This is a genomic window from Pseudomonas sp. EA_35y_Pfl2_R5 (assembly GCF_963970805.1).
In the GTDB taxonomy this organism is placed as follows: Bacteria; Pseudomonadota; Gammaproteobacteria; order Pseudomonadales; family Pseudomonadaceae; genus Aquipseudomonas.
In genome coordinates this window covers 64,998-89,282 of record NZ_CAXAOW010000015.1, presented here as the reverse complement: position 1 = coordinate 89,282, position 24,285 = coordinate 64,998, and the positions used below count along the sequence as shown (strand labels likewise).

The following is a 24,285-nucleotide window of genomic DNA, read 5'->3' as shown; positions in this document are numbered from 1 at the left end:
TTTCGATCAACACCTAGCTTCTCGTCAGCGGGAGGCGAATTCTACAGCGTTTCAAATCGCTGTCAACCGCCTCTTTTACCGCCTTCGATCATCTCGACCGAACCCCTTCAGACTCAAACACCACCTCATGAAGAGGAGGCGCATTTTACGCAGCTTTCGCTGCTTTGCAAGCCCTCTTTTAAATATAACCTCTTGTTTTATAAGAGGTTTAAAGAGCTGCACACGCCTGAAGAGCTGCGCATTATAGGGACAATGAAACACAGGTCAATCGATTGTTATGCTTTTGTTTCAATAGCCACCTATACCCAGGTCGCCAGCCCCTAAACCGCGCCGCCTGCAGAAACAACAAAGCCGTTGAAGCTGACGCTTCAACGGCTTTGTCGAACCAACTCCGCAGTAACTAGACGCTTTTACCGCGACGCAAGCGCAACAGGTACTGGACAGGACCTGAGGCCGCGTAGGCCAGGAAGATGATCAGCAGGATCCGCGGCGGATCACTGAACACCACGGCAAACACCAGCACCACCGCTAGGATCGCCACAAAAGGCACGCGCCCCTTCAGGTCCAGATCCTTGAAGCTGTTGTACTTGATATTGCTGACCATCAGCATGCCGGCAGCAGCTACCAAGATGGCAACCACAAAGGCCATATTCGAACCTTTGATGCCGAAATCACTGAAGGCCCACACTGTACCCGCCACCACACCGGCAGCAGCCGGGCTGGCCAGACCAATAAAGTAGCGCTTGTCGACGCTACCAATCTGCGTATTGAACCGCGCCAGACGCAGCGCAGCACCAGCTACATAGATAAAGGCTACCATCCAGCCGACCTTACCCATGCTGCCCAGCGCCCACTCAAACGCGAGCAAGGCAGGCGCCACACCAAAGGCGACCATATCGGACAGCGAGTCATACTCGGCACCGAAGGCACTCTGGGTATTGGTCAGGCGCGCCACACGCCCATCCAACCCATCCAGCACCATGGCAACAAACACTGCGGCGGCGGCCACATAGAAGTTGCCGTTCATGGCATTGATGATGGCGTAGAACCCGGCAAACAGGTTGGCCGTGGTAAACAGGTTGGGCAGCAGATAAATACCGCGATGACGGACCTTACGCCCTTCGGCGTCACGCCCCTCTTCTATATGCTCATCGATTGGCAGCAAACTTTCGGCGTCGGCGGGAGACTGGGGCTCATCTGGACGTTCATTCATGAACAACACCTTGCAACGGATTTGAAGAATTTCGACAGACGCTGACGATCAGGGTTCACGCCAGTGCCCATGCAACACTCAGGCTTTATACCAGAAGCCTTGCCGCACCATGAAAAAACGCGGCCTTGGCCGCGTTTTTTCTTACGTCATAAAACCTTAGTTCTTGGCTTTGTCGACGATTTTGTTGGCACCGATCCACGGCATCATGGAGCGCAGTTGCTCACCAATGATTTCGATACCGTGAGCAGCGTTGTTACGACGCTTGGCGGTCATCGAAGGATAGCCGGTGGCACCTTCGCTGATGAACATCTTGGCGTACTCGCCGTCCTGGATACGCTTCAGAGCATTGCGCATAGCCTGACGGGATTCGGCGTTGATAACTTCCGGTCCAGTCACGTACTCGCCGTACTCGGCGTTGTTGGAGATCGAGTAGTTCATGTTGGCGATACCGCCTTCGTACATGAGGTCAACGATCAGCTTCAGTTCGTGCAGGCACTCGAAGTAGGCCATTTCCGGCGCGTAACCGGCTTCAACCAGAGTTTCGAAGCCTGCTTTAACCAGCTCGACGGTACCGCCACACAGAACTGCTTGCTCGCCGAACAGGTCGGTTTCGGTTTCGTCTTTGAAGGTGGTTTCGATGATGCCGGTACGGCCGCCACCCACGCCAGCAGCGTAGGACAGAGCAACATTCTTGGCATTGCCGGAAGCGTCCTGATAGATGGCGATCAGGTCAGGGATACCGCCGCCTTTGACAAACTCAGAACGTACTGTGTGGCCCGGAGCCTTCGGCGCGATCATGATCACGTCGAGGTCGCTACGCGGCACAACCTGGTTGTAGTGGATAGCGAAGCCGTGAGAGAAGGCCAGGGTTGCGCCTTTCTTGATGTTCGGCTCGATTTCGTTTTTGTACAGCGAAGACTGGAACTCGTCCGGGGTCAGGATCATGACCAGATCGGCAGCAGCAACGGCGGAAGCAACGTCAGTCACTTTCAGGCCGTGGGCTTCAGCCTTAGCGACAGTGGCCGAGCCTTTACGCAGACCAACAGTCACGTCAACGCCGGAGTCTTTCAGGTTGCACGCTTGAGCGTGGCCCTGGGAACCGTAGCCGATGATGGCAACTTTCTTACCCTGGATGATCGAGAGGTCACAGTCTTTGTCGTAATAAACTTTCATGTTCTTGTCTCTTTTAATCGAAAAGGGATGGGTGCATGCACCGCGACGGAGACACCTTAAGTGATCCGCCCCATTGCGTAAAATGATATATTTGCAACACAACATGCCGATATTTGAAACAATCATGGATAGTCACGCACTCAAACTCTTTCTCGCTCTAGCCGACAACCTGCACTTCGGGAAAACCAGCCGCGAGCAACACGTTAGCCCTTCTGCGCTCAGCCGCAGCATCAAGCAACTCGAGGACGAACTCGGCGCACCGCTGTTTCTGCGAGACAATCGTTCAGTGCGCCTGACCCGCGAGGGACAACAGTTCCGCGAGTATGCGAGCGAGGTCATAAACGGCTGGCAAGCCATCCGCCAGACCTTCAAGCAGGATCAGCTAGTCCTGCATGGCGAGCTTTCCCTGTATTGCTCGGTGACAGCCAGCTACAGCTTCCTTTACGACATCCTGAGCAGCTTTCGCCAGGACTACCCGCGTATCGAAATGAAACTGCACACCGGCGACCCAGCCAAAGCAGTAGAGCGCGTGCAAGAAGGGCTGGAAGACCTGGCTATCGGCGCCCGCCCCGACAGCTTGCCGGCCGGCATCGAATTTCAACCGATAGCCCGCTCAGCGCTGTGTTTTATCGGCCCGCAGTCACCTCAGCTATTGAGCGAGGAACAGCTTAGGTATCCCACAGCGGAAAGCTGGCTAGATGTGCCGATGATCCTCTCAGAGGAAGGCCTAGCCCGCACCCGCACTGACCTATGGCTGAAAAGCCACAACATCAAACCGCGCATTTACGCTCAAGTAAGCGGTAACGAAGCCATCGTCAGCATGGTGAGCCTAGGCTTTGGCATTGGCGTGGTTCCGCAGATAGTCCTCGACAACAGCCCACTGACCGCACGCATCCGCATCTACGATATTCAGCCACCGTTAACCGCATACGACATTGGTCTGTTTGCGCTGGAGAAGCGTCTTAAAGATCCACTGATCAACGCCTTCTGGAATCGCCAACGCTAAGCGTGTTTAACAACACCCAGCCTGCGCGAGATGCTTACGTAATCTGCTGACGAATAAGCGAAAGCCCAGAAACGCAAAAAGCCCTCAGGGACATCTCTCTGAGGGCTTTTCGTTTTATCAGCACAACGCAATTAGATGCTCAGCACCTTGTCGCCACGGGCAATGCCGGTAACGCCACTGCGCACGGTCTCCAGAATCGACGTAGTGCCGATGGCCTGGATAAAGCTGTCCAGCTTATCGCTCGTACCGGCCAGCTGAATGGTGTACACGCTACTGGTCACATCGACGATCTGCCCACGGAAGATGTCGGTGGTGCGCTTGACTTCAGCACGCTGAGCGCCAGTCGCCTTGACCTTGACCAGCATCAGCTCGCGCTCGACATGAGCACTTTCCGACAGGTCGACCAGCTTGACCACCTCAACCAGCTTGTTGAGGTTTTTGGTGATCTGCTCGATGACTTCATCATGGCCAACAGTGGTCAGCGTCAGACGCGACAAAGTCGGGTCTTCAGTCGGCGCCACAGTCAGGCTTTCGATGTTGTAGTTGCGTTGCGAGAACAGACCGACCACGCGGGACAATGCGCCGGGCTCGTTTTCCAGCAGCAGGGAAATAATGTGTCGCATGATTAGGTACGCTCCGTCTTGCTCAGCCACATATCGCGCATTGCACCGTCTTTGATCTGCATCGGGTAGACGTGCTCACTGGTATCAACCTGGATATCGAGGAACACCAGGCGATCTTTCATCGCAAAGGCTTCCTCCATTTTCGGTTTTAGATCCTTCAGATCAGTGATGCGCATGCCAACATGGCCATAGGCCTCGGCCAGCTTGACGAAGTCCGGCAACGATTCCATATAGGAATGCGAGTGACGGCTACCGTAGTTCATGTCCTGCCACTGGCGCACCATACCCAGCGCACCGTTGTTCAGGTTGACGATCTTCACCGGCAAACCGTACTGCAGGCAGGTCGACAGTTCCTGAATGTTCATCTGGATGCTGCCTTCACCGGTAACGCAGGCAACCTCGTCATCCGGGAAGCTCAGTTTGACGCCCATGGCAGCAGGGAAACCAAACCCCATGGTGCCCAGACCGCCGGAGTTGATCCAACGATTCGGCTTGTTGAAGCGGTAGTACTGGGCAGCAAACATCTGGTGCTGGCCCACATCGGAGGTCACGAAGGCGTCGCCACCGGTGACTTCGGACAGCGTCTCGATCACAGTCTGCGGCTTGATGATGCTGCCGTCGCCCTTGTCATAAGGGAACATGATGCGACCACCGCGCCACTCTTCGATCTGCTTCCACCAGCTCGCCAGTGCATCCTTGTTCAGCTGCTCGCCGATCTCTTTGAGGATCGCGACCATCTCGGTCATCACGCTATCAACCGGGCCGACAATTGGGATATCGGCCTTGATGGTCTTGGAGATGGAGGCCGGATCGATATCGACGTGAATGATCTTGGCATTCGGGCAAAACTTGCTCGCGCCGTTGATCACCCGGTCATCGAAGCGTGCGCCCACCGCAAGGATCACATCGGCGTGGTGCATTGCCAGGTTGGCCGTGTAGCTGCCGTGCATACCGAGCATGCCGAGGAACTGGCGATCTGTGCCTGGATAGCCGCCCAAGCCCATCAGGGTGTTGGTGACTGGCAGATTGAGCATTTGCGCGAGTTCAGTCAGCGGCGCTGCAGCACCGCCCATGATTACGCCACCACCGGAGTAGATGACTGGACGCTTGGCCGTCAGCAGCAATTCAGCCGCCTTGCGGATCTGCCCGGAATGCCCGCGCAGGGCCGGGCTGTAGGAGCGCAGCTTGACCTTCTTCGGATAGACGTACTCGAACTTCTCAGCCGGGTTGGTCATGTCCTTCGGGATATCCACGACCACCGGGCCTGGACGACCAGACTGCGCCAGATAGAAGGCTTTCTTCAGGACTTCCGGGATCTCCGAGGCGTGCTTGATCATAAAGCTGTGCTTCACGATCGGCCGGGAGATACCGATCATGTCGGTTTCTTGGAAGGCATCGGTACCGACCATGGTGCTTGGCACCTGGCCAGACAACACCACCATCGGAATGGAGTCCATGTAGGCGGTGGCAATACCGGTGATGGCATTGGTTGCGCCAGGGCCGGACGTTACCAGCACCACACCGGCTTTACCGGTGGCGCGGGCATAGCCGTCAGCCATATGGGTTGCCGCTTGTTCATGACGAACCAGAATGTGCTGGACTTCCGGCTCTTTAAACAGGGCATCGTAGATGTGTAGGAGAGCACCGCCCGGGTACCCATAGATGTTCTTAACGCCTTCGTCACGCAAAAAGCGGACGACCATTTCAGCGCCGGATAAAAGCTCCACGTTGTTCACCTCTAAAACGCCAGAAAACCGCCCAACAAGGAGGACGGCCTAAGATAGGTTTACTGTCAGCAGAGCATGAGCGACGGTGGTCGCCGACTACGTCAGCTACAACTGAGCAAGTATTGGGAATGCCCCAAAGTGTTGCGGGGTTTTCCCACCCAGCGCGAGGTAACGCGTTGCGGGTGTAACAGGTCGGCGCGGGTGTGCACCTCATGTCTACTGAGCTAAAGCCTGCTTGCGGCGGACTCCACTACAGCGAGCGTGGAATTGTTCGGATTCGGCGCTGCCAAGTCAAGCAATCCGTGATTGAATCTGCAATCTTCTGCTGTGACGCAGCGCAGGATGACGATTCGAACATTTTGGTTATAGTAGTCAGCAGGCACCGCAGCTCAATATAAGGAAACCGCATGCGCCGCATGATTATCACCAGCAGCTTGCTGCTCGCCATGAGCGCCACCGCCATGGCCAGCCAGGTTTACAAGTGGGTTGATGCCCAAGGCGTGACGCACTTCAGCGCACAGCCACCACAGGGCCAAGACGCCACCAGCATCAACACCGCAACACCGCCGCCAAAACCTGCCGTAGCAGAAGAAAAGAAAGCTGCGCCAACATTCGAGAGCATTGCCGATCCTGAGCAGGCGGCCATTGATGAGAAGGTCAAACAGGAGGTTGCCGCCAAAGAAGCTGAACGCAAGAAGTATTGCGAAGATGTGCGCACCAACCTGGCACAACTGCAGAACAATCCGCGCGTACGCGTTGATGTAGACGGTGAAGTGCGGCGTCTAAGCGAAGATGAACGCCAAAGCCGTATCAGCGAAGCGCAGAAGTCGATTACCGAAAACTGCAAGTAAACCACTGGCGCGACTCAGGTCGCGCCAACAATCAGCCGGTCAAATTCGCCCAACAGTTTGATCAGCGCTCTAGCCTTCTTAGCCTGACCACCATACACCTGCTCGGCCATCGGCTGAATCCCGGAAGCACTGGGCAATGCCGCGCCAGCCTCCAGCACCTGCTTCATCCTCGGTAGAAATATCCACTGCAGCCATTGCTCGAACGCCAGTGTATCGACACAGAACGGCTGCTGGCTAGATAACGCCTGCGCACTGGGCGCCTGAGCACCCCACCAGCCTTGCACACGCAGCTCTCGCTCGATCAGCAACAGCTGCTCTGCCACGGTCAACACGCGCGCATCCATCAGAGACTGACTCGCGCCTGCTCACGGGCCTGGGCGGCACCCGCCGCATCACCCTGGCGCTCGCGGGCCTGGGCGATAAGATTCCATAGACTGGCCTGCAACGCGGGGCGACCGCTGGCATAGCTCAGACCACGACGGGCGAACTGCTCGGCCTGCGCAGCATCGCCTTGGGCCAGGCGAACTTCAGCCAAGCGGTACAACACCTGCGGCTCACGCGGCGCAATACGTTGAGCGCGCTCCAGACTGGAAGCCGCACCATTCAAATCCCCGCCGCCTTGCTGTTGCTGGGCAGTCGTCAACAAAGCCAGCACCGGACCATCCAGCTGCTCATCCATGGCCAAGCCACCACTTGGAATACCACTGGGCGCCGGGGCGGAATAGCCGCCTTGGCCTGTGGCGGGCGGCGTAGCGCTCCAGGGCTGCGTGGAGGCACCGGCATCCTGCGGGGCATTGCCTGCAGGGAACGACTGAATCGGCGTGGAACTACCACCACCGCCAGGCACCATTACCACCACCCCAGAGTCCTCCGGCAGGGCTTGAGGCTGTGCAGCGGGTGCACCATAACCACCTGGCGTACCTGACTGGGAGCCGGCTACCGCACTGCCGCCTTCAACTACCGGAATCGAGCCGCGCGGCACACTGCTGCAACCAGCCAACATCAACGAAACCGTTACAGCTGGAATCAACCACTTATTCACGTCACGCCCTCTTTTACTTAATCCAACCAGCCGCGTACCCAATCCATCACTTCGTTGACCGGCGCCTGAATACCACAGGCCGGCCCGGCAACAGGCTGGCTGCCGCGAATATACGGCATCTGTACTGCATTCGGACAACTGGGGTCGGTACCCTGACCGCTACTGGCATCCACCCAGGCCTGTACCACGTTATCCGGCACAGGCATATCCAGCGGCAGCGGATCGGCCTTGCGCATAAATTCCGTCCACACCTGCAGCGCACCAGTCGCACCGGTCAACGGCGTCGGCCCATTGTCATCACGACCGAGCCAAACTACGGCCAGCACATCCTGACTGAAACCGGCAAACCAGCTATCGCGCGAGTCGTTACTGGTACCCGTCTTACCAGCCAATGCCAGAGAACGCGGCAGCTGGCCGTAGACCGAACGCCCTGTACCTTCTGACATCGTGCGCTGCATGGCGTTCTGCAGCAGGTAGATGGCGCCACTGTCAAAACGCTGTTGAATCTGGAACGGATACCGCTTGAGCGGCTCGCCATCTGCCGTCAGCACATTACGAATACCGCGCAATGGCGTATTGAAGCCGCCATTGGCCAGGGTCTGGTACATATTTGCCACGCCCATCGGGCTCAGTCCGCCGGCGCCGAGCAGCATCGACGGATACGCCGGCCATTTCTGCTCGACACCCAATCGATTCAACGTTTTGAGCACTTCTGGCACGCCCATCTCAAGACCAAGTTTGGCGGTGGACAAGTTGTAGGAATTGACCAACCCCTGATACAGGTAAATCGTGCCATGGGCCTTACGGTCGTAGTTCTGCGGGCTCCACACCTGACCGTCCTGACCTTTGATAGAGAACGGCTGATCTTCCAGCAAACTAGTCAAGGTGTACTGGCTAGGACGCTCAAGTGCCGTCAGGTAGATTGCCGGCTTGATCAGCGAGCCAATCGGCCGCACCGCGTCCAGGGCTCGGTTGAAGCCGGCAAACCGTGGCTGACGGCTACCAATCATGGCCTGCACTTCGCCACTCTCAGGGCTGGTGACAACCATTCCCGCTTCGACCTCATCCACACCCTTGCGTCCAGACAGGCGCTTGAGGGTATCGGCCAAGGCACTTTCGGCTTTGAGCTGCATGATCGGATCGAAGCTGGTGAAGATTCGCAGACCTTCTTCGGTAAGGTCCTGCTCTTGGTAATCCTCGCGCAGCTGACGCTTGACCAGATCCAAGAAGGCCGGGAACGAGCTGTCTGCCAGACTGCCGCGTCGGGTAATGCCCAGCGGCTTCTGTTTCGCTGCTTCCACTTCTGCAACACTGGCTACGCCCTGTGCGGCCAGCACATCAAGCACCAGATTGCGCCGCTCCAGCGCGCGCTCAGGGTTGCGCCGCGGATTGTAGTAGGTCGGTCCTTTGACCATCCCCACCAGCAGCGCCACCTGATCAAGCTTCAGCTCGGACAGCGGTTGGCTGAAGAAATACTGACTGGCCAGACCAAAGCCATGCACCGCACGCTGACCGTCCTGACCGAGGAACACTTCATTGAGGTACGCCTCAAGAATGTCCTTCTTCTCATAATGCAACTCCAGCAGCACCGCCATCATGGCTTCAGTTGCTTTACGAACCAGGGTGCGCTCGTTAGTCAGGTAGAAGTTTTTCACCAACTGCTGGGTCAGCGTACTGCCGCCTTGGCGCAGCTGACCGGCAGTGGCGTTGATCCACACCGCGCGGGCGATACCCTTGGGCGACACGCCGAAGTGATTGAAGAACTCACGATCCTCAATCGCCACTAGGGTCTCCACCAGATAAGGTGGCACCTGCTCCAGCTTGATCAGCACACGATCTTCTTGGTGCGCCGGGTACAAGCCACCAATCAACAGCGGCTCAAGCCGCGCCACCGCCAGATTGCCGCCGCCGGCCTGGGTCAAACCCGCTACATAGTCACCGGAGAAACGCACGCGCACGCGCTGCGACGGCTCGGTGCTTTCATAGAATTGAAAACCGCGAGAATGCAGCTCGATATTGTTGCCTGCCACCGACACGCCGCCAGGGCCGCCTACCGCGTTTTCACGACGATAGCCCAGGGCATCCAGCTCCTTGAGGAAGTCATCCTTGGCCAGCTTCTGCCCAACGAATAGCTCCAGCGGCCTGGCATAGACCTTGGCAGGAACAGTCCAGCGCTTGCCGGAGAACTTCTCCTGCACCACTGCATCGAGATAAACCGCAAACACGGCGAGCACCACCAAACCCACCAGACCGAGCTTAATAGCCCAGCCCAACCAGGGGCGCATACCGCCGGAACGGCGTTTAGAACGGGGACGGGAAGATCGGGTACGAGTCATGGCGCGGCATTATACGCACTTTGCCCGCTTGCCAGCAGGCCTGCTCAGCGGTTTGCAGACTGGCGTTGAGCGGCCATAATGGCCGCCTCTTATTTCAGCACAACGCCAAGGATCGCCCGTGAGCCAAGCTCTGATCGCCGCACTGCAGAACCCGGCCCTCTACCCTCATCCCGTAGAGCAATTCCAGGTTATCGAAACCCATATTTCCTGGGTGGTGCTCACCGGCCCCTTTGCCTACAAGCTCAAAAAGCCGGTGAATTTTGGCTTTCTCGACTTCACCGAGCTGAGCGCCCGCGAGCACTTCTGCAAGGAAGAGCTGCGCCTCAACCAGCGCCTGACTCAGGACCTTTACTTGGAAGTGCTGCCGATCAGCGGCAGCATCGATGCCCCGCAACTCAGCGGTAGCGGCCCGGCCATCGAATATGCGTTGAAAATGCGCCAATTCCCGCAAAGCCAATTGCTCAGCGATGTACAGGCGCGCGGCGAACTGAGCGAGGCGCATATTGATGCCCTGGCCAAACAGATTGCCGACTTCCACGGCTCGACCCCTGCGGTCGCGGCCAGCCATGCGCTGTGCACACCCGAGGCAATTGCCGCGCCGATGCGGCAGAACTTCGAACAGATCCGCCCGTTGCTCAGTGATGCGGCTGACCTGCAGCAGCTGGAAGCCCTTGAGGCCTGGACCGAAGCCAACTACGCGCGCCTTGAGCCACTGCTGGCCACGCGTGCGGCCAATGGCTCGATCCGCGAATGTCACGGCGACATCCACCTGGGCAACGCCACCCTGCTGGATGATCAGGTGGTGCTGTTCGACTGCATCGAGTTCAACGAGCCGTTCCGCCTGATCGATATCGCCTCGGACGCTGCCTTCCTCGCCATGGACCTGGAAGACCGCGGCCTCAAGGCCCACGCCTGGCGCTTCGTCAATGGCTGGCTGGAGCACACTGGTGATTACGCCGCCCTGGAATTGCTGAATTTCTACAAGGCCTACCGCGCCCTGGTACGCGCCAAGGTCGCGCTGTTCAGCCTGGCGCATCAGACCGACGCGGTGCAAAAAGCTGTAACCCTGCGCCAATACCGCAACTATGCCAACCTGGCGGAAAGCTACAGCGCCATCCCCTCCAACTTTCTAGTCATTACCCACGGTGTTTCCGCAGTGGGCAAAAGCCATGTGGCCATGCGCCTGGTCGAGGCACTGGGCGCTATTCGCCTGCGCTCGGATGTAGAACGCAAGCGCCTGTTCGGCGAGCAGAAGAATGCCGATCTCGGCAAGCTCAGCGCCGGCATCTACACTCAGGACGCCAGCACCGCGACTTACCAGCGCCTGCACCAGCTCGCCGAAGCGGTCCTGTACGCCGGTTTTCCGGTAGTTATTGACGCTACTTACCTCAAGCAGGCACAGCGTGAAGCTGCCAGCCAAGTTGCCGAAGCCTGCGGCGCGCCTTTTCTGATTCTGGAATGCAGCGCCCCGGACGAAGTGATCGCCAGCTGGCTGGAACAGCGCAAGGCCGCCGGCAGCGACCCGTCCGATGCCACCATGGACGTGGTACACGCCCAGCAGGCCAGCCGCGAAGCGCTGAGTGACGATGAACTGCTGCACAGCAAACGCGTAGACACCCACGAAAGCGCCAGCCTGGATACCCTGATCGCACGCATTCGCCAGCGTCTGACGGGCCTGTAATAAACAGAACGAGCAATAGAGTTGCGGCGCGAGCAGAGCGCGCCGCGGCTTCTATACTGGCGGTGAGTCCATAAGGAGATGCACCATGAGCCAGCCCCGACAACTGGATAACCCGCTGTATATCCTCATCCGCAACGAACAAATCTCCGCTTTCAATGCGCAAAAGCCCAAAGACACTGTCGTCGACCTGAGCGACGGTGATTTTCGCGGCATAGACCTGCGCGCACTGGATGCCCAAGGCATCAATTTCACCAACGCCTACTTTCGCGGCACTGACCTGCGCGGCCTAGACTTACGCAATGCCCAACTCGAAGGGGCCAGCCTGGCCCACGCACAGATTTCCGGGGCGTACTTCCCGGTCGAACTGACTGCTGACGAGATTCTTATGTCGGTAAATTTCGGCACACGCCTGCGCTACAACACCCGTTGAGCGGCAACCCCATCAGCCAACTGTTCGGCGCGCGAGCAGATGCCTACGTCAGCTTCCGCCCGCATTACCCAGTAAGCCTGTTTACCTGGCTGGCTGCGCAATGCCCGGAACGCCTGCACGCGCTGGATATCGCCTGCGGTAACGGTCAGGCAAGTCGCCCACTGCTCAAGCACTTCAAGCAGGTGCTGGCCTGCGATGCCAGCCTTGAGCAATTGCAGGCGGTCGAAGGACAGACAGAATTACAGCTGTTCGTCGCCGAGGCGCAAACGCAACCGCTGCCCAGCCAAAGCCTGGATCTGATCGTGGTAGCGCAGGCGCTGCATTGGTTCGCCACACCGGCGTTCTTTGCCGAAGTACGCCGCCTGCTCAAGCCTGGCGGCGTGTTCTGTGCCTGGTGTTACAGCCTGATCCGCATTGACGCTGAGCTGGACGCGCTAATCGACGACTTTTACTGGAATACCCTCAGCGGTTACTGGCCAACGGGCCGCGCCAGTGTCGATGCCGGCTACCGCGATATCGACAACCCCTTGAAGGCACTCACTCCACCCGCCTCGACTATTGAAGCCAGTTGGACCCTGGAGCAGCTGCTGGGCTACCTGCGCACCTGGTCAGCCGTGCAGCGCTACGAACAACAGAACGGCGCCGATCCACTGCTGCAACTGCAGCCAAAACTGCGCCAGGCCTGGGGTGATGCCAAACAGCCACGTTTTGTCCGCTGGCCGCTACACTTTCTGGCAGGCACGCCAAACTGACTCCATCCGCACGACTGCCCAGCAGCGCAAGGAGGCTTGATGAACGATGAACTGCAACACCTGAAGAACCTCGGTAAAACCTCGGCCCAGTGGCTCCACGCGGTTGGCATTCACAGCGCCAATGACCTGCGTCGCTTGGGCGCGGTCAGCGCTTATCGAGCGGTACGCGCGCGGGGCTTCAGGGCATCCAAGGTGCTGCTGTATGCGATTGAAGGCGCGCTGCTTGACGTACACTGGAACGAACTACCACCCGGCCATAAAGCCGAACTGAATGGTCAGCTCGATGAAACTTCGCCCCACAACAAGAGCTAGCTCACAACCTCTTAGGCTTTTGATTTACCTGAAGCGCGCTGGCAACTATTGTTTTAGGGACGTTCGTGCGGTTTAGTATGCCCAGCCAGTTCAAGGAAATTCGCTCATGTATTTACTCGGGGAGCAACCGGCTTACGCCGATCAGCTGATCAACCGACTACAAAGCATCCCCACTCAATTGCTCGATGGGCTTGCACCTACTGGATCGCCACTACAGCTCGAACGTGCGGAAGACCTGGCCAAGATGCTGCCGGGTAACCAGCTCTTCATTATTGAAAATGGCCTGCTGCATGCCGTGGTTGATGAACGTCCGCTGTTTTATCTGCAGGAAGGCGATCTGGTTGGTTTGCGCCAGGGCCTGGACATGCCCAGCTGCCGCTATAGCAGCGAAGAGCAACTGAGCCTGATTCCCTACTCGCGCAGTGAAGTGTTCAAGCACATCTATGCCAGCGAGCAGCGCCAGGAACTGTTTATCCAATACCTGATCGGCCACACCGCCCTGCTTTCCGACGCCCTGGCGCGCTTGAAGCAGCCGGAAATCCGCCCCTCCACCGGCTTCCAGCATTTTGCCGCAGGTGAAGAGCTGATCCACCAAGGCGATGTCGCCGACAACGTCTTTATCATCATCGAAGGTCATGCCGAGGCGTACGTCGACGGGCACAAGGTCGGTGACGTGCAGAAGGATGAAATCTTCGGCGCCATGGCCGTGTTTACCCGCGAGAAGCGCAGTGCCACCGTGCTTGCCAGCGAACCTTGCACCGTGATGGTCATCCCCAAAGAGCAGTTTCTCAGCCTGATGCAAAGCAACCCGCGAATTGCCCATAGCCTGATCGAGAACATGGCCAAGCGCATCGACCTTCTGAACAAGGAAGTCACCCAGCTGCGCCTACCGGCCGAAGCATCCTGAAACCCGCTTGCGATCTCAACAACCCGGCCTTGTGCCGGGTTGTTTGTTTATGGGTGAACAGACATTTGGCTGGCTGATAAAAAAGTTGGGGTAAGAGTGTTGACATGAAAATGAGAATTGTTATTATTACCGCAACTGGTCGCGAGATCAGCCGATAAGCTTAAGAGACCTTCAGTCGGCCTCTTCAGATTATCTCCTCATCAGGCTAATCACGGTTATTGACCCGGCTTTTGCCGGGTCTTTTTTTGCCTGTAGAAAACTACGCTCAGCAACCTTTAGAAATCGACCTGCGCCAGCCACTCCGGCAGATTGAAGTGCTGGCTTACCCGACAGATCTTGCCGTCACGAATCTCGAAGAAACTCGCCGCCGTCAGCTGGTAACTCTGGCCACAGGCGTCCGGCAGGCCATCATCGGTGCTCAGGTATTCACCACTCAGAGTGAACTCGCAGGCGGCGCGCTGCCCGCTTGGCTCGGTGAGGATCTGCAGGTTATCGATGCTTTCGCGGTAGCAACGCTGGGTGCGTTCTAAGTAGTCGGCAAAGGCTTGAACGCCCTGCTCGCGAGGCCCCTGATTGATATCCAGCAGCACATCGGCGCTGAGCAGCGCCAGGCAGGCACGGCTGTCGCGCTCGTTAAGAGCATTGAAATAGCGGGTAAGCAGGGCATGGGCAGCGGCTGGCATCGGCGGTCTCCGGTAAAAACCGCAGACTACCTGCTCAGCCGCAGGCAAATCGGGCTAGGGTCGCAGTTTTGCGCAGTGGTCCTGCTCGGGTTGCGCCGCTGTGAACCAGACGTAATCGGACGACTCTGCGGCAACCTGGCTGCCGACCTCCGCCAGAATCAGTACCTGCACACCTTCAACTGCCCCTAAATCCTGTAGATGCAGCGGCACACCCAGCTCACGACGCACATGGAAGGCACCGGCAAACAGCAAGCTTGGCGCCGGCGCGACCAGCAGCGCTTCGGCCATACGCCGATCACGCTGTTGCTGCACGGCAAGCATCGCGGGTAGTTGGCTTTCCGGCAGCAGGTTGCAATGCGACTCGCGAATCTGCTTGAACAGCACCTCGCGCACCGGCTGCGCGGTAGAGGCCTGACCTTGCAGCTGTGGCACCTGGGCGTAAATCTGCATGACTTCGCGACGCTCAAGGTTGGCTGCCAGCAACGGATACGGTTGACGCAGCGCATGCTGCACGAGGGGGCCATACAGCGACCAAGCCCAGCCAGGCTGCCAGGCCAGGGCGCTGAGCATGTCCTGCGGCGCCTGCCCGGCCGCGATGGCAGCGCGCACCTGATCGACCTTGGCCTGCTGATCCGGTGTAAGCATTTCCAACAGCAGGCTACCCTGTGGCCGCTGCGCTGCCAGAGCCCGCAACAGCCAGAGCTGCAGCGCGTGGTGATCGGGATTGTCATGTCGCTCGCCCACCAGCACCTTGGGCGCAACGGCCAGGCGCTCAAGCAATTGCGCCGGGGTCAGCTGCGCGCCAGTACGCAACTCGACAATCTGCCCGAGTTCTGGATGCTGCAAACCCTCAGGGCTCTGCCAGGTGGGTAAAGCCGGTAGCGAAGACTGGCAGGCGCTCAACAGCGCCACCACCAGCAGTAATGCAATACGCATAAACACAACCTTAGCGAGCAACGATTAAAGGATGACCCCGTTCAGGATGCTGCTGCACCAGCACCTCAAGCCCGAATACAGCCTGCAGCGGTTCGGCACGCAGCACTTCTTCGGGGCTACCGAGCGCATGTGGTCGGCCGCACTCCAGCAGCAATAGGCGATCGCAGTAGCGCGCAGCCAGGTTAAGGTCATGCAGAATCACCAGCACCGCTGCGCCCTGCTCGACGAACGCGCGGGTGGCCTGCAGCGTGGTGTGCTGATGCAGCGGATCGAGCATTGAGGTCGGCTCATCAAGCAGCAGCATCTGCCCTTCACCGCCAGGCCAGAGCTGTGCCAGCACGCGCGCCAGGTGCACACGCTGACGCTCGCCGCCGGATAACGCCAAGTAACTGCGCCCGGCCAGGTGCAACGCATCGGCTGCTTCCAGCGCCTGCTTGATGATCTGCGCATCGCGCACACGCCCGCTGGCATGGGGCAAACGGCCCATACCGACCACCTCTTCCACGCGAAAGGAAAAATTCAGCGTCGAGGTCTGCGGCAATACCGCCAAGCGCTGCGCACGCTCGCTGCCGGGCCAGTCCTGTAAACGCCGTTGATCCAGCCAGACATCGCCGTGGCTCGGCTGCAGCTCGCCACACAAGGCACCGAGCAAGGTGCTCTTGCCTGCGCCATTGGGCCCCAGCACGCCAAGCACTTCGCCCGGGCGTAACTCCAGATTGATATCCGCCAACACCGTATTCGTGCCGCGCTGTACCGCCAGATTTTCCGCGCGCAGCATCAGGTACGCCCCCGCAGCAACAGATAAAGGAAGAACGGCGCGCCAATTAGCGCCGTGACGATACCGATCGGCAATTCGGCCGGAGCCAGCACCAGCCGCGCCGCTAGATCCGCCAGCAGCAACAGGCTGGCACCCGCCAGGGCCGAGGCCGGCAACAGCACGCGATGATCCGGCCCCACCAGCAGACGCACCAGATGCGGTACCACCAGGCCGATAAAGCCGATCATCCCCGCCGCCGCCACCGCAGCCCCCACACCAAGTGCGGTGCAAAACACCAGTTCGGCCTTGACCCGCTCCACGGCAAAGCCCAAATGACGCGCCTCGGATTCGCCCAGCAGCATGGCATTCAGCGCCTTGGCTCGCCGTGGCAGCCACAGCGCCACTGCAGCCGTCACCAGCAGCAGCGGCCACAGGCGCGCGTAGCTGGCACCATTGAGGCTGCCCAGGTTCCAGAAGGTCAGGGTACGCAAGGTGGCATCATCGGCCAGGTAGGTAAACAGGCCGATGGCCGCGCCGGCCAGTGCGGTCAGCGCAATACCCGCCAGGAGCATGGTCGCCACATTGGTTTCGCCATCACGCCGACCCAGGCGATAGACCAGCGCTGTTACCCCAAGGCCGCCGATAAAGGCAAACAACGACAACAGATAAGGTGCAAAGGCTTCCGGCAAACCGCCAAGGGCTGCGCCGCCGACAATCGCAATCGACGCGCCGAGCGCCGCACCGCTGGAGACCCCGATCAAACCAGGATCGGCCAGCGGATTGCGAAACAGCCCCTGCATCGCCACCCCGCACAGCGCCAGCACCGCGCCGACCAGCAGCCCGAGCAAGCTGCGCGGCAGACGAATCTGCCCGAGTATCAACTCAGCCTGGGCCAAATCATCACCCGGTGCTGCCAAACCAAGCAGGCGCAGCGCCGCCTTGAGCGTGTCGAGCAGCGGCAAACTGACCGGGCCCAGGGCGAGGGATAGCCAAAGCGCGAGCGCCAGCAACAGGCTCAGTGCGATAAACAGTGAGCGCGGTCGAATAACAGGATTCATGGCGTGGGCTTAGCTTCGGCGACCAGAGGTTGGCTGGCAGGATAAAAGGCTACGGACAAGGCCGCCAGCCCATCCGGCAAACGCGGGCCGAGGCCACCGACCAGCAGGGTCGGGTCGAGCATCAACAAACGTTGATTACGCGCCGCCCGGGTCGCCGCCAGTGCCGGGTTCTGCTGCAGCAGCGCCTCACGCGCAGCATCACCGGCCAGGCTGCGATCGGCGATGATCACCACCTCGGGATCAAGCGCCAGCAGCGCCTCGGTGGACAGCGTCTTATAACCGCCATGGCTGGCCAAATTGCGCCCACCGGCACGCTCAATCAGCCAATCGGCAGAGGTGTCCTTGCCGCCCGCCATCGGGCTACCACCCGCATGCCCGAGCAACAGCAGCACACCTGGCGCCGCCTGCTGACGCTGTGCAGCCGCCAGCCAGTCGGCCTGCTGCTGCAAGCGCTGCTGATAAGCCGCGAATGCCTGATCGGCGCGTTGCGGCTCGCCCAGTAGGTTGCCGATGCGTTGCAGGCTGGCTTGCAAGCTGGCCAGATCAGCCTTGGACGAGAGCATTTCCACCCGCACACCGGCGCCGCGCAATTGCGCCAGCACTGGCGGCGGGCCCATTTCTTCGCTACCTATGAGCATATCCGGGCGCAGGGTCAGCATGCCTTCGGCCGCCAGCTGACGCTGATAACCGATGCTCGGCAGCGCACGCAGCGACTCTGGATGCTGGCTGGTGCTGTCCACCCCGACCAGTCGGCTTTCGCCGCCCAGCACCACCACCCACTCACTGAGCGAACCACCGGAACTGATCCAGCGTTGCGGCAACGGCTCGGCGGCCATCAGCGAGGCACAGAACAACAGGCTCGCGCACAGGGCGAACAAAGTATTAAGGGGTTTCATGAGCACTCTCTAAGAAAACAGACGTGAACGCCGACCGTGGTAAAGCCAGTGGCACGGCGCTGCAACTACAGGCGACAAACCGAATCAGGCCGACAGAGCCACGGCTTCTTCAGCCAGAGCACGCCAGTCTTCACGCTCTGGAATGCCCGGCTTGCGCGCACCAAACAGCTGCACCACCAGCTCGCCATCGGCATCAAAGGCTTCCCAGCTGGTGATCACACCATCGCTGCTGGGCTTGCGCACACGCCACAGTTCGATCACGCCAGTGGTCTTGAGATGCAGGTTGAACTCAGGGTCCAGCACATTGAACCAAGTGTCCATCCAACGCAGGTTCTGCACCGGTCCGGAGTGGATCTGGATGCAGTGACGATTGCCGACAAACACCATGATCGGCACTTCACGAGCGCCAGCCTGCTCCATCAGCTTCGGCAGTTCGCGTATATCCAACGGCTCGGCCCACTCACGACCCGCCAGACGCAGCGCCTGGGTACGTGTCGTGCCGTGCTTTTTCAACAGGGCAAAGAAATGGTGCGTGTCCTTCAACGCTGACCATCCGACGCGCAAGGCATTGGCATCAATCACCGCATCAGGCTGGCTCGGTGTAGTGGATGGCTGGGGCTGCAGATCCAATGCAACGCTTTGCTGCGCCTCGGCGAAACGCTCAAGCAAAGGCTCCCAGGCGGACAACTGGCTGTCCTCGGTGAGAAACACCTTGTGCACGGCCGTACCCTGGCGATCAAACACCTGAATGCTGCGCTGAGTGCCCTTACTGGTTTGCTCTTCAATCGCAAACACACTAGCCCATCCGCCGAGGAACAGGCGCAGGTCGATATCCGCCGACACCACCAGGCCCATCTGCCCATTCGCCATCACGGTTACTTCGCGGTAATAGCCTTTGCGCTCATGCACGCAATGCTCGTTACGCGTCAGCGCCATCACATACCCCAACTCGCCCAACGCAGGCAGCAATTCCGCCCAGACGGGCCGAAGGCGCAGGGTATCGACGCCCATGCGGCTGGCGACCAACTCGGCCTCGCTGACCGCCAATTGCTCAGCAGCATCCCGCGCACGCAAGCGCGGCTGCTCGCTGCGCAGCACTTGCCACGCCAGGTAGAGGTCATTGGCCGGTAGGCCGGGGGCTTGGGTATTGATCATGAAAACTCCTTCATCACGGGCATGCCTGAGCGACAAACAGGCCATTTAGTTATTCGCGCACGACCACCCAACTGCCGTGCAAAAGCACGTACAGGAATGGGTAAAACCTTGCCATGCAGAAGGGACAGCGCTGGCTGACCTTTAAGACGAAAGCTATTTGATAATCATTTGCATATGACTGTCAATCTCATTATGGTTTGCGCCGTCGCCAACCCGAACGGTCACAGAACCCGTCCGCATGTTCTTGGAGTAGTCCCATGCCCATACGCCCTCCCTTTGCCCGCCGCCCCTGGCTTGCGCTGCTGTTACTCACCCCGTCGCTGGCGTTGGCCGAACAGCCGGCGACCCTGCCCGACACGCAGATCATCGGTAACGTGGCTGAAGAGCCTCTGCCCATCACCACCCGCACTGACGCGCAAACCTTGGATAAGCGCCAGATCCGCAACTTTGACGACCTTGGCAAACGTGCCGAGCCGGGGGTGAACTACAGCCGCAGCAGTGAAAGCATCAACATTCGCGGCCTGGATCGCGACCGCGTGCTGACCACCATCGACGGCATCCGCGTGCCATGGATGACTGACGGCGCGCGCAGCCAGGGCCCAACCGGCGGCGCCCAGGGCGGCTTGGACTCAGTCGATTTCAATGGTTTGTCCTCGGTGGACATCGTGCGGGGCGCCAACTCAAGCGTGGTTGGCTCTGGCGCGCTGGGGGGCGCAGTTGAGCTGTACACCCTCAATCCAGAGGATCTGCTGCGCGTGGGCAAAGACTTCGGCACCTTGATCAAAACCGACTACGACAGCGCCGACCACAGCTGGGGCCTGAATGGCGCGCTAGCGGGTCGCTACCAAGACACCGCCTGGCTGCTCCAAGCTGGTCAGCGCCAAGGTCATGAATTGGAAAGCCGCGGTCGCGACAACAGCTACGGCACCTCACGCACCGAGGCCAACCCGGCCGACACTGAACAGCAGAGCCTGCTGATCAAGCTGCAGCAACGCTTCGACGGTGGCCACAAGCTCGGTCTCACCGGCGAACTCTTCGAGCGCGAAAACGCCATCGACAGCCGCACCGGCCAAGGCAGCAACTACCTGATCGGCGAGAACGGCACCGATGAACACGTCAAACGCCAGCGCCTGTCCGTGGATTACGCCTTCCGCGCCGAAGATGACAACAGCCTTTTCGACAGCGCCAATGCCATCGCCTACTGGCAAAAGCTGCGCCGCCATGACGACCAGAGCGGTATCCGCACCGTCACCGACGCCCGCGCCGCGATTCCGGATTTCGTCTTCGGCCCCAGCGGCAACCCGTACAAATACCCAAGCGGCGCCTTCGGCCGCGATAACCAGATCGAGAAAGAGCTGTACGGCGTATCCGGCGATATCGGCAAGACCTTCGAGATTGCCGGCCTGCCCAACGACCTGACCCTCGGCGGCGAGCTGTATCAGGTCAATACCGAACAGGTTTCTGAGGGCTATGACAACTGCCCAGCGGTGCTTAACGAACTGATGGGCCCCAGCGCCTGCAGCTTCCTGCACACCAACCAGGCCGACATGCCCAAGGCTGAAGGCACCCAGTGGGCGCTGTATGCCACTAACGAGATCAGCTTCGCCGACGGCCTGGTCAAGCTGACTCCCGGCCTGCGCTACGACCACTACGAGCAGAACCCACAATCCACCAGCGACTTCGCCAACAACATCAACCCGGCCAATCAGCAAACCCTGGAGACCAGCAGCGACCACAAACTCTCCGGCAACTTGCTGGCAACCTGGCAGATAGCCGAAGAAACCATGCTGTATGCCCAATGGGCGCAGGGCTTCAAGGCACCAGACGCCACCCAGCTGTACATGAACTACGGCGCCGAGAGCAGCTACTTGCGCCTGGGCAACGCCGGTCTAAAACCCGAAGAAAGCAGCGGTTATGAAATTGGCGCACAACTGGGTAACGACAAGCTCGGCGGTTCGATCAGCCTGTTCGACAACCACTACAAGAACTTTATCGACGACGATGTGCCGATCACCGATGCCGCCACCCTGGCCGCCATTGGTCTCGACCTCGCGGACTACCCGCTGGGCGTAAGCCGCACCGAGAACCGTGCCAAGGTGCAGATTTACGGTGCCGAACTGGCCGCCCATTGGGAATTCGTGCCGCACTGGAAGGTCTGGGGTTCGCTGGCCTGGGCTGATGGTCAAGATCGCGAAACCAATCAGCACCTCAGCTCGGTGGCACCGCTCAGCGGCCTGCTCGGCCTGACCTACGAGCGCGACCACTATGGCGCCGACCTGATGCTGCGAGCCGCTGCCACGCGTGACAAGGTGGAGAGCGACGGCGACTTCGAGGCGCCCGGCTACGGCGTGGTCGACCTCACCGGTTACTGGCAACCCACCGAACTGCAAGGCGTGAAGTTGCAGGCTGGCCTATTCAACGCCTTCGACAAGAAGTACTGGAACGCCCTAAACGTGCCGACCGGCAATCTGGTGCAACCCGACGACTACTACAGCGAAGTCGGACGTAACGTCCGCCTCTCTGTCTCCTGGCAATACTGAGTTCCACTTGGCGCACGGATGCGCCCTCCTCTTTCACTTCCTCGCCAGCGCGGCATAATGCCGGCCTGTCGTGGAGATCACTATGTTGCGTTTATGTGCGTCGGATGAACTGGCCGAGGGCCAAAGCCGGGGCTTTGAGGTTGCTGGCAAGAAGCTGTTTGCCGTACGCAAGGACGGCCAGCTGTATGCCTATCGCAATCGCTGCCCACACCGTGGCATCCCACTGGAATGGCTGCCCGACCAGTTTCTCGATCACAGCGCCAGCCTGATCCAATGCGCCACCCACGGCGCACTGTTTCTGATCGAATCCGGCGAATGCATCGCCGGCCCCTGCGCCGGACAATCGCTGCAAGAGCTTGCCATCCGCGAGGATGATCAGGCCATCTGGGTCGAGCTAAACGAACTCTAAAGGCCTGCAGCCTGCAGGCGCTGCGCATGCTCGACAAACAGCTTTACCGGCTCGGCACCTTTGCCGACCAGGCCGAAGGTCTGATTGATGATGTCGAAGTGATCCATCGGGTACTGATCACCGATCACCGTGCCCAAGTGTGAGCTGTAGCGCCCGACCATGCCATCGCACTGCCCAACCTCGCGCTGAAAGGTTTTGGCAAACATCCGGCAGGCGACATTCGGCCCGTCGAAGCGGTTACCGCCTTTATCGGTGATCCCCGGCTGAATGGTGCCGGACCAGGAGTAGTAGCGCACACCATTGACCTCGGCCGCACCCTCACCGCCCCAGACTTCCGGCAAGCCCTGCGGATATTGGGCATTGAAGGCCGCCACGCCTTCGCTGGTCAGCGATTTCTGCGCAGCGTCCACATCCATCGGCAGGGGCTCGCCTTTGTAACCACGCTCCAGCCAGGCCATGCAACGCGCCACACCACGCAACAGCCGCGCCAAAAAACGCTCGCGCCAGCTGCCGTGCGGGGCTTTGCGCTTGAGAAAATCCGCCAGTTCCGAGCCATGGTTAGGCCCTGCCACCGAGGTAACGGACGCTACCCACTCGGGCTTTAGCGCAGCTGCATAGCGCGCCGTCAGGGCTCCCTGGCTGTGGCCGATCAAGTGGACCTTTTCGGCGCCGGTCTGCTGCATCACATCGGCGATGCGCAGTAGCAGTTGCTCGCCGCGCACCTCGGTGGAATGCACCGAAGACACCAGCACCGGGAAGACTTTTGCACCGATGCGGCGCAGCGCCGTGACGATGCCGTACCAGTAGGGGTAACCGAGCAGACTGACAAAGCCGAGTAAACCAGGCACCAGGACCAGGGGATAACGGGGTGCAGAAGATGTCGTCATAGCAAACCATCCTTGTGTCATACCGCCGAGAAAGAAAGTGCTGAACCACGAAGCATGCCAATGCAGCTCGTGGGCAAAGTGCGCTGCCTGACATATAGTCCTGGCTCCTCTTTGCGCTGCCATGACCATGCATACCATCGAACGGATTTACCCGAAGGATCTCAACCCGCAGAACCCAGACGACCAAGCCAGCCTGCACATTCACATGCAGCGCTATGAGTTCGCCGCCAAGCACCTCAGCGGCCAGCGCGTGCTGGATATGGCCTGCGGCTGTGGTTATGGCACGGCGCTGCTGGCCGAGCGCAACCCAGACAAGCAGATCACTGGGGTGGACATTGACCCTGCGGCCATCGCCTACGCTCGCGAGCATTACCAGCTGACCAACCTGCGTTACGAATGCGCCGATGCCGAACAGTTCAACAGCGACCAAGGCTTCGATTGCATCGTCAGCCTGGAAACCATCGAGCATCTGCCGCGCCCGCAACAACTGCTGGCCAACTATGCGCGCTTATTGGTCGAGGGCGGCAAGGTTATAGCCTCGGTGCCGATTACCCCGACCCTGGACGGCAACCCCCATCACCTGCACGACTTCAGCAAACGCAGCTTTTATGCACTGTTCCGCCAGCAAGGGCTGCATGCCAGCCAGCACTTGGAACAGATTCAGTGGTGGCAGTTCAAAGGGCTGTTCTCGAAACAGGCCGACCAACACAAGCAGCACCGCTCCGAAGGGGTCGGCAATGCGGTGCTGCTGTATTACCGCAAGCGCCCGCTGTACCTGTTTAGCCGGCTGTATTCGATGCTGCGCTATGGCTTTAGCAACCGCTATCTGACTTGCGTGTTTACCAAACCCATGTAGGGTGGATGACGCTTCACCCATCCACCAACGGCAAAAAGGTGCATGAAAACAGCGT

Annotated in this window: 25 protein-coding genes; 11 read left to right on the top strand and 14 right to left on the bottom strand. The window is 59.5% G+C overall.

Translation table 11 applies throughout. The features are described from left to right. Window positions 1-324: hypothetical protein (locus tag AACX99_RS19310; RefSeq protein ID WP_339414049.1), on the top strand; the 324-nt coding region annotated here is incomplete at its 5' end. 76 nt (window positions 325-400) lie between these two features. On the opposite strand, the gene pssA is transcribed toward AACX99_RS19310, so the two are convergent. Next, entirely contained in the window at window positions 401-1,213 is an 813-nt protein-coding gene (pssA, locus tag AACX99_RS19305) for a CDP-diacylglycerol--serine O-phosphatidyltransferase (RefSeq protein ID WP_339414048.1), read from the bottom strand. A 156-nt stretch (window positions 1,214-1,369) separates the two neighbouring features. Next, on the bottom strand, window positions 1,370-2,386 hold the full coding sequence (gene ilvC / locus AACX99_RS19300; RefSeq protein ID WP_275961622.1) for a ketol-acid reductoisomerase: 1,017 nt from the start codon (window positions 2,384-2,386) through the stop codon (window positions 1,370-1,372). A 124-nt stretch (window positions 2,387-2,510) separates the two neighbouring features. Between ilvC and ilvY the strand changes: the two genes are divergently transcribed. Next, window positions 2,511-3,392: an HTH-type transcriptional activator IlvY gene (gene ilvY, locus AACX99_RS19295; RefSeq protein WP_339414047.1), complete on the top strand. Its 882-nt coding sequence runs from the start codon at window positions 2,511-2,513 to the stop codon at window positions 3,390-3,392. A gap of 131 nt (window positions 3,393-3,523) precedes the next feature. Here ilvY and ilvN read toward each other — a convergent pair whose 3' ends face one another. Together ilvN and AACX99_RS19285 are read right to left on the bottom strand one after the other, a co-directional pair. Then, entirely contained in the window at window positions 3,524-4,015 is a 492-nt protein-coding gene (gene ilvN, locus AACX99_RS19290) for an acetolactate synthase small subunit (RefSeq protein WP_108488665.1), read from the bottom strand. A 2-nt stretch (window positions 4,016-4,017) separates the two neighbouring features. Beyond that, window positions 4,018-5,742: an acetolactate synthase 3 large subunit gene (locus tag AACX99_RS19285; RefSeq protein WP_090256048.1), complete on the bottom strand. Its 1,725-nt coding sequence runs from the start codon at window positions 5,740-5,742 to the stop codon at window positions 4,018-4,020. A 407-nt stretch (window positions 5,743-6,149) separates the two neighbouring features. Here AACX99_RS19285 and AACX99_RS19280 point away from each other — a divergent pair, with 407 nt between their 5' ends. Further along, window positions 6,150-6,593, top strand: coding sequence for a DUF4124 domain-containing protein (locus AACX99_RS19280; protein WP_339414045.1), 444 nt, complete (start codon window positions 6,150-6,152; stop codon window positions 6,591-6,593). Between the two features lie 14 nt (window positions 6,594-6,607). On the opposite strand, the gene AACX99_RS19275 is transcribed toward AACX99_RS19280, so the two are convergent. From AACX99_RS19275 to mrcB, 3 genes are read right to left on the bottom strand one after another with little or no spacing between them, the layout of a single operon-like run. Next, entirely contained in the window at window positions 6,608-6,937 is a 330-nt protein-coding gene (locus AACX99_RS19275) for a YqcC family protein (protein WP_339414044.1), read from the bottom strand. Then, a complete protein-coding gene (locus tag AACX99_RS19270; RefSeq protein WP_339414043.1) occupies window positions 6,937-7,635 on the bottom strand; it encodes a tetratricopeptide repeat protein in 699 nt (232 codons plus the stop codon). The genes AACX99_RS19275 and AACX99_RS19270 overlap by 1 nt, the downstream gene beginning before the upstream one ends. A gap of 17 nt (window positions 7,636-7,652) precedes the next feature. Next, window positions 7,653-9,971 carry a penicillin-binding protein 1B gene (gene mrcB, locus AACX99_RS19265; RefSeq protein ID WP_339414042.1) on the bottom strand — a complete coding sequence of 773 codons (2,319 nt, stop codon included), beginning with the start codon at window positions 9,969-9,971 and terminating at the stop codon, window positions 7,653-7,655. Between the two features lie 118 nt (window positions 9,972-10,089). Here mrcB and AACX99_RS19260 point away from each other — a divergent pair, with 118 nt between their 5' ends. The 5 genes from AACX99_RS19260 to AACX99_RS19240 all read left to right on the top strand — a co-directional run bounded on the left by AACX99_RS19260 (window position 10,090) and on the right by AACX99_RS19240 (window position 14,053). Next, entirely contained in the window at window positions 10,090-11,652 is a 1,563-nt protein-coding gene (locus AACX99_RS19260; protein WP_339414041.1) for a bifunctional aminoglycoside phosphotransferase/ATP-binding protein, read from the top strand. An 85-nt stretch (window positions 11,653-11,737) separates the two neighbouring features. Continuing rightward, window positions 11,738-12,082 carry a pentapeptide repeat-containing protein gene (locus tag AACX99_RS19255; RefSeq protein WP_339414040.1) on the top strand — a complete coding sequence of 115 codons (345 nt, stop codon included), beginning with the start codon at window positions 11,738-11,740 and terminating at the stop codon, window positions 12,080-12,082. Then, the gene (locus AACX99_RS19250) at window positions 12,079-12,834 is read left to right on the top strand and encodes a class I SAM-dependent methyltransferase (protein ID WP_339414039.1); all 756 of its coding nucleotides are present in this window, start codon (window positions 12,079-12,081) and stop codon (window positions 12,832-12,834) included. The genes AACX99_RS19255 and AACX99_RS19250 overlap by 4 nt, the downstream gene beginning before the upstream one ends. 39 nt (window positions 12,835-12,873) lie before the next feature. Next, window positions 12,874-13,146, top strand: coding sequence for a TfoX/Sxy family protein (locus AACX99_RS19245; RefSeq protein ID WP_160015886.1), 273 nt, complete (start codon window positions 12,874-12,876; stop codon window positions 13,144-13,146). Between the two features lie 106 nt (window positions 13,147-13,252). Further along, window positions 13,253-14,053 (top strand): cyclic nucleotide-binding domain-containing protein, encoded by an 801-nt coding sequence (locus AACX99_RS19240; RefSeq protein ID WP_339414038.1) that lies wholly within the window; start codon window positions 13,253-13,255, stop codon window positions 14,051-14,053. 275 nt (window positions 14,054-14,328) lie between these two features. Here the strand turns inward: AACX99_RS19240 and AACX99_RS19235 are convergent, their stop codons facing one another. The 6 genes from AACX99_RS19235 to AACX99_RS19210 form a co-directional block, all read right to left on the bottom strand. Beyond that, entirely contained in the window at window positions 14,329-14,736 is a 408-nt protein-coding gene (locus AACX99_RS19235; RefSeq protein WP_305594472.1) for a nuclear transport factor 2 family protein, read from the bottom strand. 54 nt (window positions 14,737-14,790) lie between these two features. Then, window positions 14,791-15,672, bottom strand: coding sequence for a ChaN family lipoprotein (locus tag AACX99_RS19230; protein WP_339414037.1), 882 nt, complete (start codon window positions 15,670-15,672; stop codon window positions 14,791-14,793). Between the two features lie 10 nt (window positions 15,673-15,682). Then, window positions 15,683-16,450 (bottom strand): heme ABC transporter ATP-binding protein, encoded by a 768-nt coding sequence (locus AACX99_RS19225; protein WP_339414036.1) that lies wholly within the window; start codon window positions 16,448-16,450, stop codon window positions 15,683-15,685. Next, complete coding sequence (locus AACX99_RS19220; RefSeq protein WP_339414035.1) at window positions 16,450-17,487, bottom strand: FecCD family ABC transporter permease; 1,038 nt, start codon at window positions 17,485-17,487, stop codon at window positions 16,450-16,452. The genes AACX99_RS19225 and AACX99_RS19220 overlap by 1 nt, the downstream gene beginning before the upstream one ends. Continuing rightward, window positions 17,484-18,383: a heme/hemin ABC transporter substrate-binding protein gene (locus AACX99_RS19215; protein ID WP_445261888.1), complete on the bottom strand. Its 900-nt coding sequence runs from the start codon at window positions 18,381-18,383 to the stop codon at window positions 17,484-17,486. The genes AACX99_RS19220 and AACX99_RS19215 overlap by 4 nt, the downstream gene beginning before the upstream one ends. An 84-nt stretch (window positions 18,384-18,467) precedes the next feature. Next, window positions 18,468-19,538 carry a hemin-degrading factor gene (locus AACX99_RS19210; RefSeq protein ID WP_339414034.1) on the bottom strand — a complete coding sequence of 357 codons (1,071 nt, stop codon included), beginning with the start codon at window positions 19,536-19,538 and terminating at the stop codon, window positions 18,468-18,470. A gap of 257 nt (window positions 19,539-19,795) precedes the next feature. Between AACX99_RS19210 and AACX99_RS19205 the strand changes: the two genes are divergently transcribed. Beyond that, on the top strand, window positions 19,796-22,078 hold the full coding sequence (locus AACX99_RS19205) for a TonB-dependent hemoglobin/transferrin/lactoferrin family receptor (RefSeq protein ID WP_339414033.1): 2,283 nt from the start codon (window positions 19,796-19,798) through the stop codon (window positions 22,076-22,078). Window positions 22,079-22,160: 82 nt separating this feature from the next. After that, window positions 22,161-22,487 (top strand): Rieske (2Fe-2S) protein, encoded by a 327-nt coding sequence (locus AACX99_RS19200; protein ID WP_339414032.1) that lies wholly within the window; start codon window positions 22,161-22,163, stop codon window positions 22,485-22,487. On the opposite strand, the gene AACX99_RS19195 is transcribed toward AACX99_RS19200, so the two are convergent. Then, window positions 22,484-23,374 (bottom strand): esterase/lipase family protein, encoded by an 891-nt coding sequence (locus AACX99_RS19195; RefSeq protein WP_339414031.1) that lies wholly within the window; start codon window positions 23,372-23,374, stop codon window positions 22,484-22,486. The genes AACX99_RS19200 and AACX99_RS19195 overlap by 4 nt on opposite strands. Before the next feature lie 121 nt (window positions 23,375-23,495). On the opposite strand from AACX99_RS19195, the gene AACX99_RS19190 reads away from it, so the two are divergent. Then, window positions 23,496-24,230 (top strand): class I SAM-dependent methyltransferase, encoded by a 735-nt coding sequence (locus tag AACX99_RS19190; protein WP_339414030.1) that lies wholly within the window; start codon window positions 23,496-23,498, stop codon window positions 24,228-24,230. Window positions 24,231-24,285: the final 55 nt, after the last annotated feature.

What these genes read in the sequence shown, in the direction of transcription:
- AACX99_RS19255 (WP_339414040.1), top strand. Translation starts at nt 11,738, where the DNA reads ATGAGCCAGCCCCGACAACTGGATAACCCGCTGTATATCCTCATCCGC.
- AACX99_RS19215 (WP_445261888.1), bottom strand. Translation starts at nt 18,383, where the DNA reads ATGAAACCCCTTAATACTTTGTTCGCCCTGTGCGCGAGCCTGTTGTTC.
- AACX99_RS19190 (WP_339414030.1), top strand. Translation starts at nt 23,496, where the DNA reads ATGACCATGCATACCATCGAACGGATTTACCCGAAGGATCTCAACCCG.
- AACX99_RS19205 (WP_339414033.1), top strand. Translation starts at nt 19,796, where the DNA reads ATGCCCATACGCCCTCCCTTTGCCCGCCGCCCCTGGCTTGCGCTGCTG.
- AACX99_RS19200 (WP_339414032.1), top strand. Translation starts at nt 22,161, where the DNA reads ATGTTGCGTTTATGTGCGTCGGATGAACTGGCCGAGGGCCAAAGCCGG.
- AACX99_RS19220 (WP_339414035.1), bottom strand. Translation starts at nt 17,487, where the DNA reads ATGAATCCTGTTATTCGACCGCGCTCACTGTTTATCGCACTGAGCCTG.
- ilvN (WP_108488665.1), bottom strand. Translation starts at nt 4,015, where the DNA reads ATGCGACACATTATTTCCCTGCTGCTGGAAAACGAGCCCGGCGCATTG.
- AACX99_RS19225 (WP_339414036.1), bottom strand. Translation starts at nt 16,450, where the DNA reads ATGCTGCGCGCGGAAAATCTGGCGGTACAGCGCGGCACGAATACGGTG.
- AACX99_RS19275 (WP_339414044.1), bottom strand. Translation starts at nt 6,937, where the DNA reads ATGGATGCGCGCGTGTTGACCGTGGCAGAGCAGCTGTTGCTGATCGAG.
- ilvC (WP_275961622.1), bottom strand. Translation starts at nt 2,386, where the DNA reads ATGAAAGTTTATTACGACAAAGACTGTGACCTCTCGATCATCCAGGGT.
- AACX99_RS19280 (WP_339414045.1), top strand. Translation starts at nt 6,150, where the DNA reads ATGCGCCGCATGATTATCACCAGCAGCTTGCTGCTCGCCATGAGCGCC.
- ilvY (WP_339414047.1), top strand. Translation starts at nt 2,511, where the DNA reads ATGGATAGTCACGCACTCAAACTCTTTCTCGCTCTAGCCGACAACCTG.
- AACX99_RS19245 (WP_160015886.1), top strand. Translation starts at nt 12,874, where the DNA reads ATGAACGATGAACTGCAACACCTGAAGAACCTCGGTAAAACCTCGGCC.
- AACX99_RS19195 (WP_339414031.1), bottom strand. Translation starts at nt 23,374, where the DNA reads ATGACGACATCTTCTGCACCCCGTTATCCCCTGGTCCTGGTGCCTGGT.
- pssA (WP_339414048.1), bottom strand. Translation starts at nt 1,213, where the DNA reads ATGAATGAACGTCCAGATGAGCCCCAGTCTCCCGCCGACGCCGAAAGT.
- AACX99_RS19230 (WP_339414037.1), bottom strand. Translation starts at nt 15,672, where the DNA reads ATGCGTATTGCATTACTGCTGGTGGTGGCGCTGTTGAGCGCCTGCCAG.
- AACX99_RS19235 (WP_305594472.1), bottom strand. Translation starts at nt 14,736, where the DNA reads ATGCCAGCCGCTGCCCATGCCCTGCTTACCCGCTATTTCAATGCTCTT.
- AACX99_RS19240 (WP_339414038.1), top strand. Translation starts at nt 13,253, where the DNA reads ATGTATTTACTCGGGGAGCAACCGGCTTACGCCGATCAGCTGATCAAC.
- mrcB (WP_339414042.1), bottom strand. Translation starts at nt 9,971, where the DNA reads ATGACTCGTACCCGATCTTCCCGTCCCCGTTCTAAACGCCGTTCCGGC.
- AACX99_RS19210 (WP_339414034.1), bottom strand. Translation starts at nt 19,538, where the DNA reads ATGATCAATACCCAAGCCCCCGGCCTACCGGCCAATGACCTCTACCTG.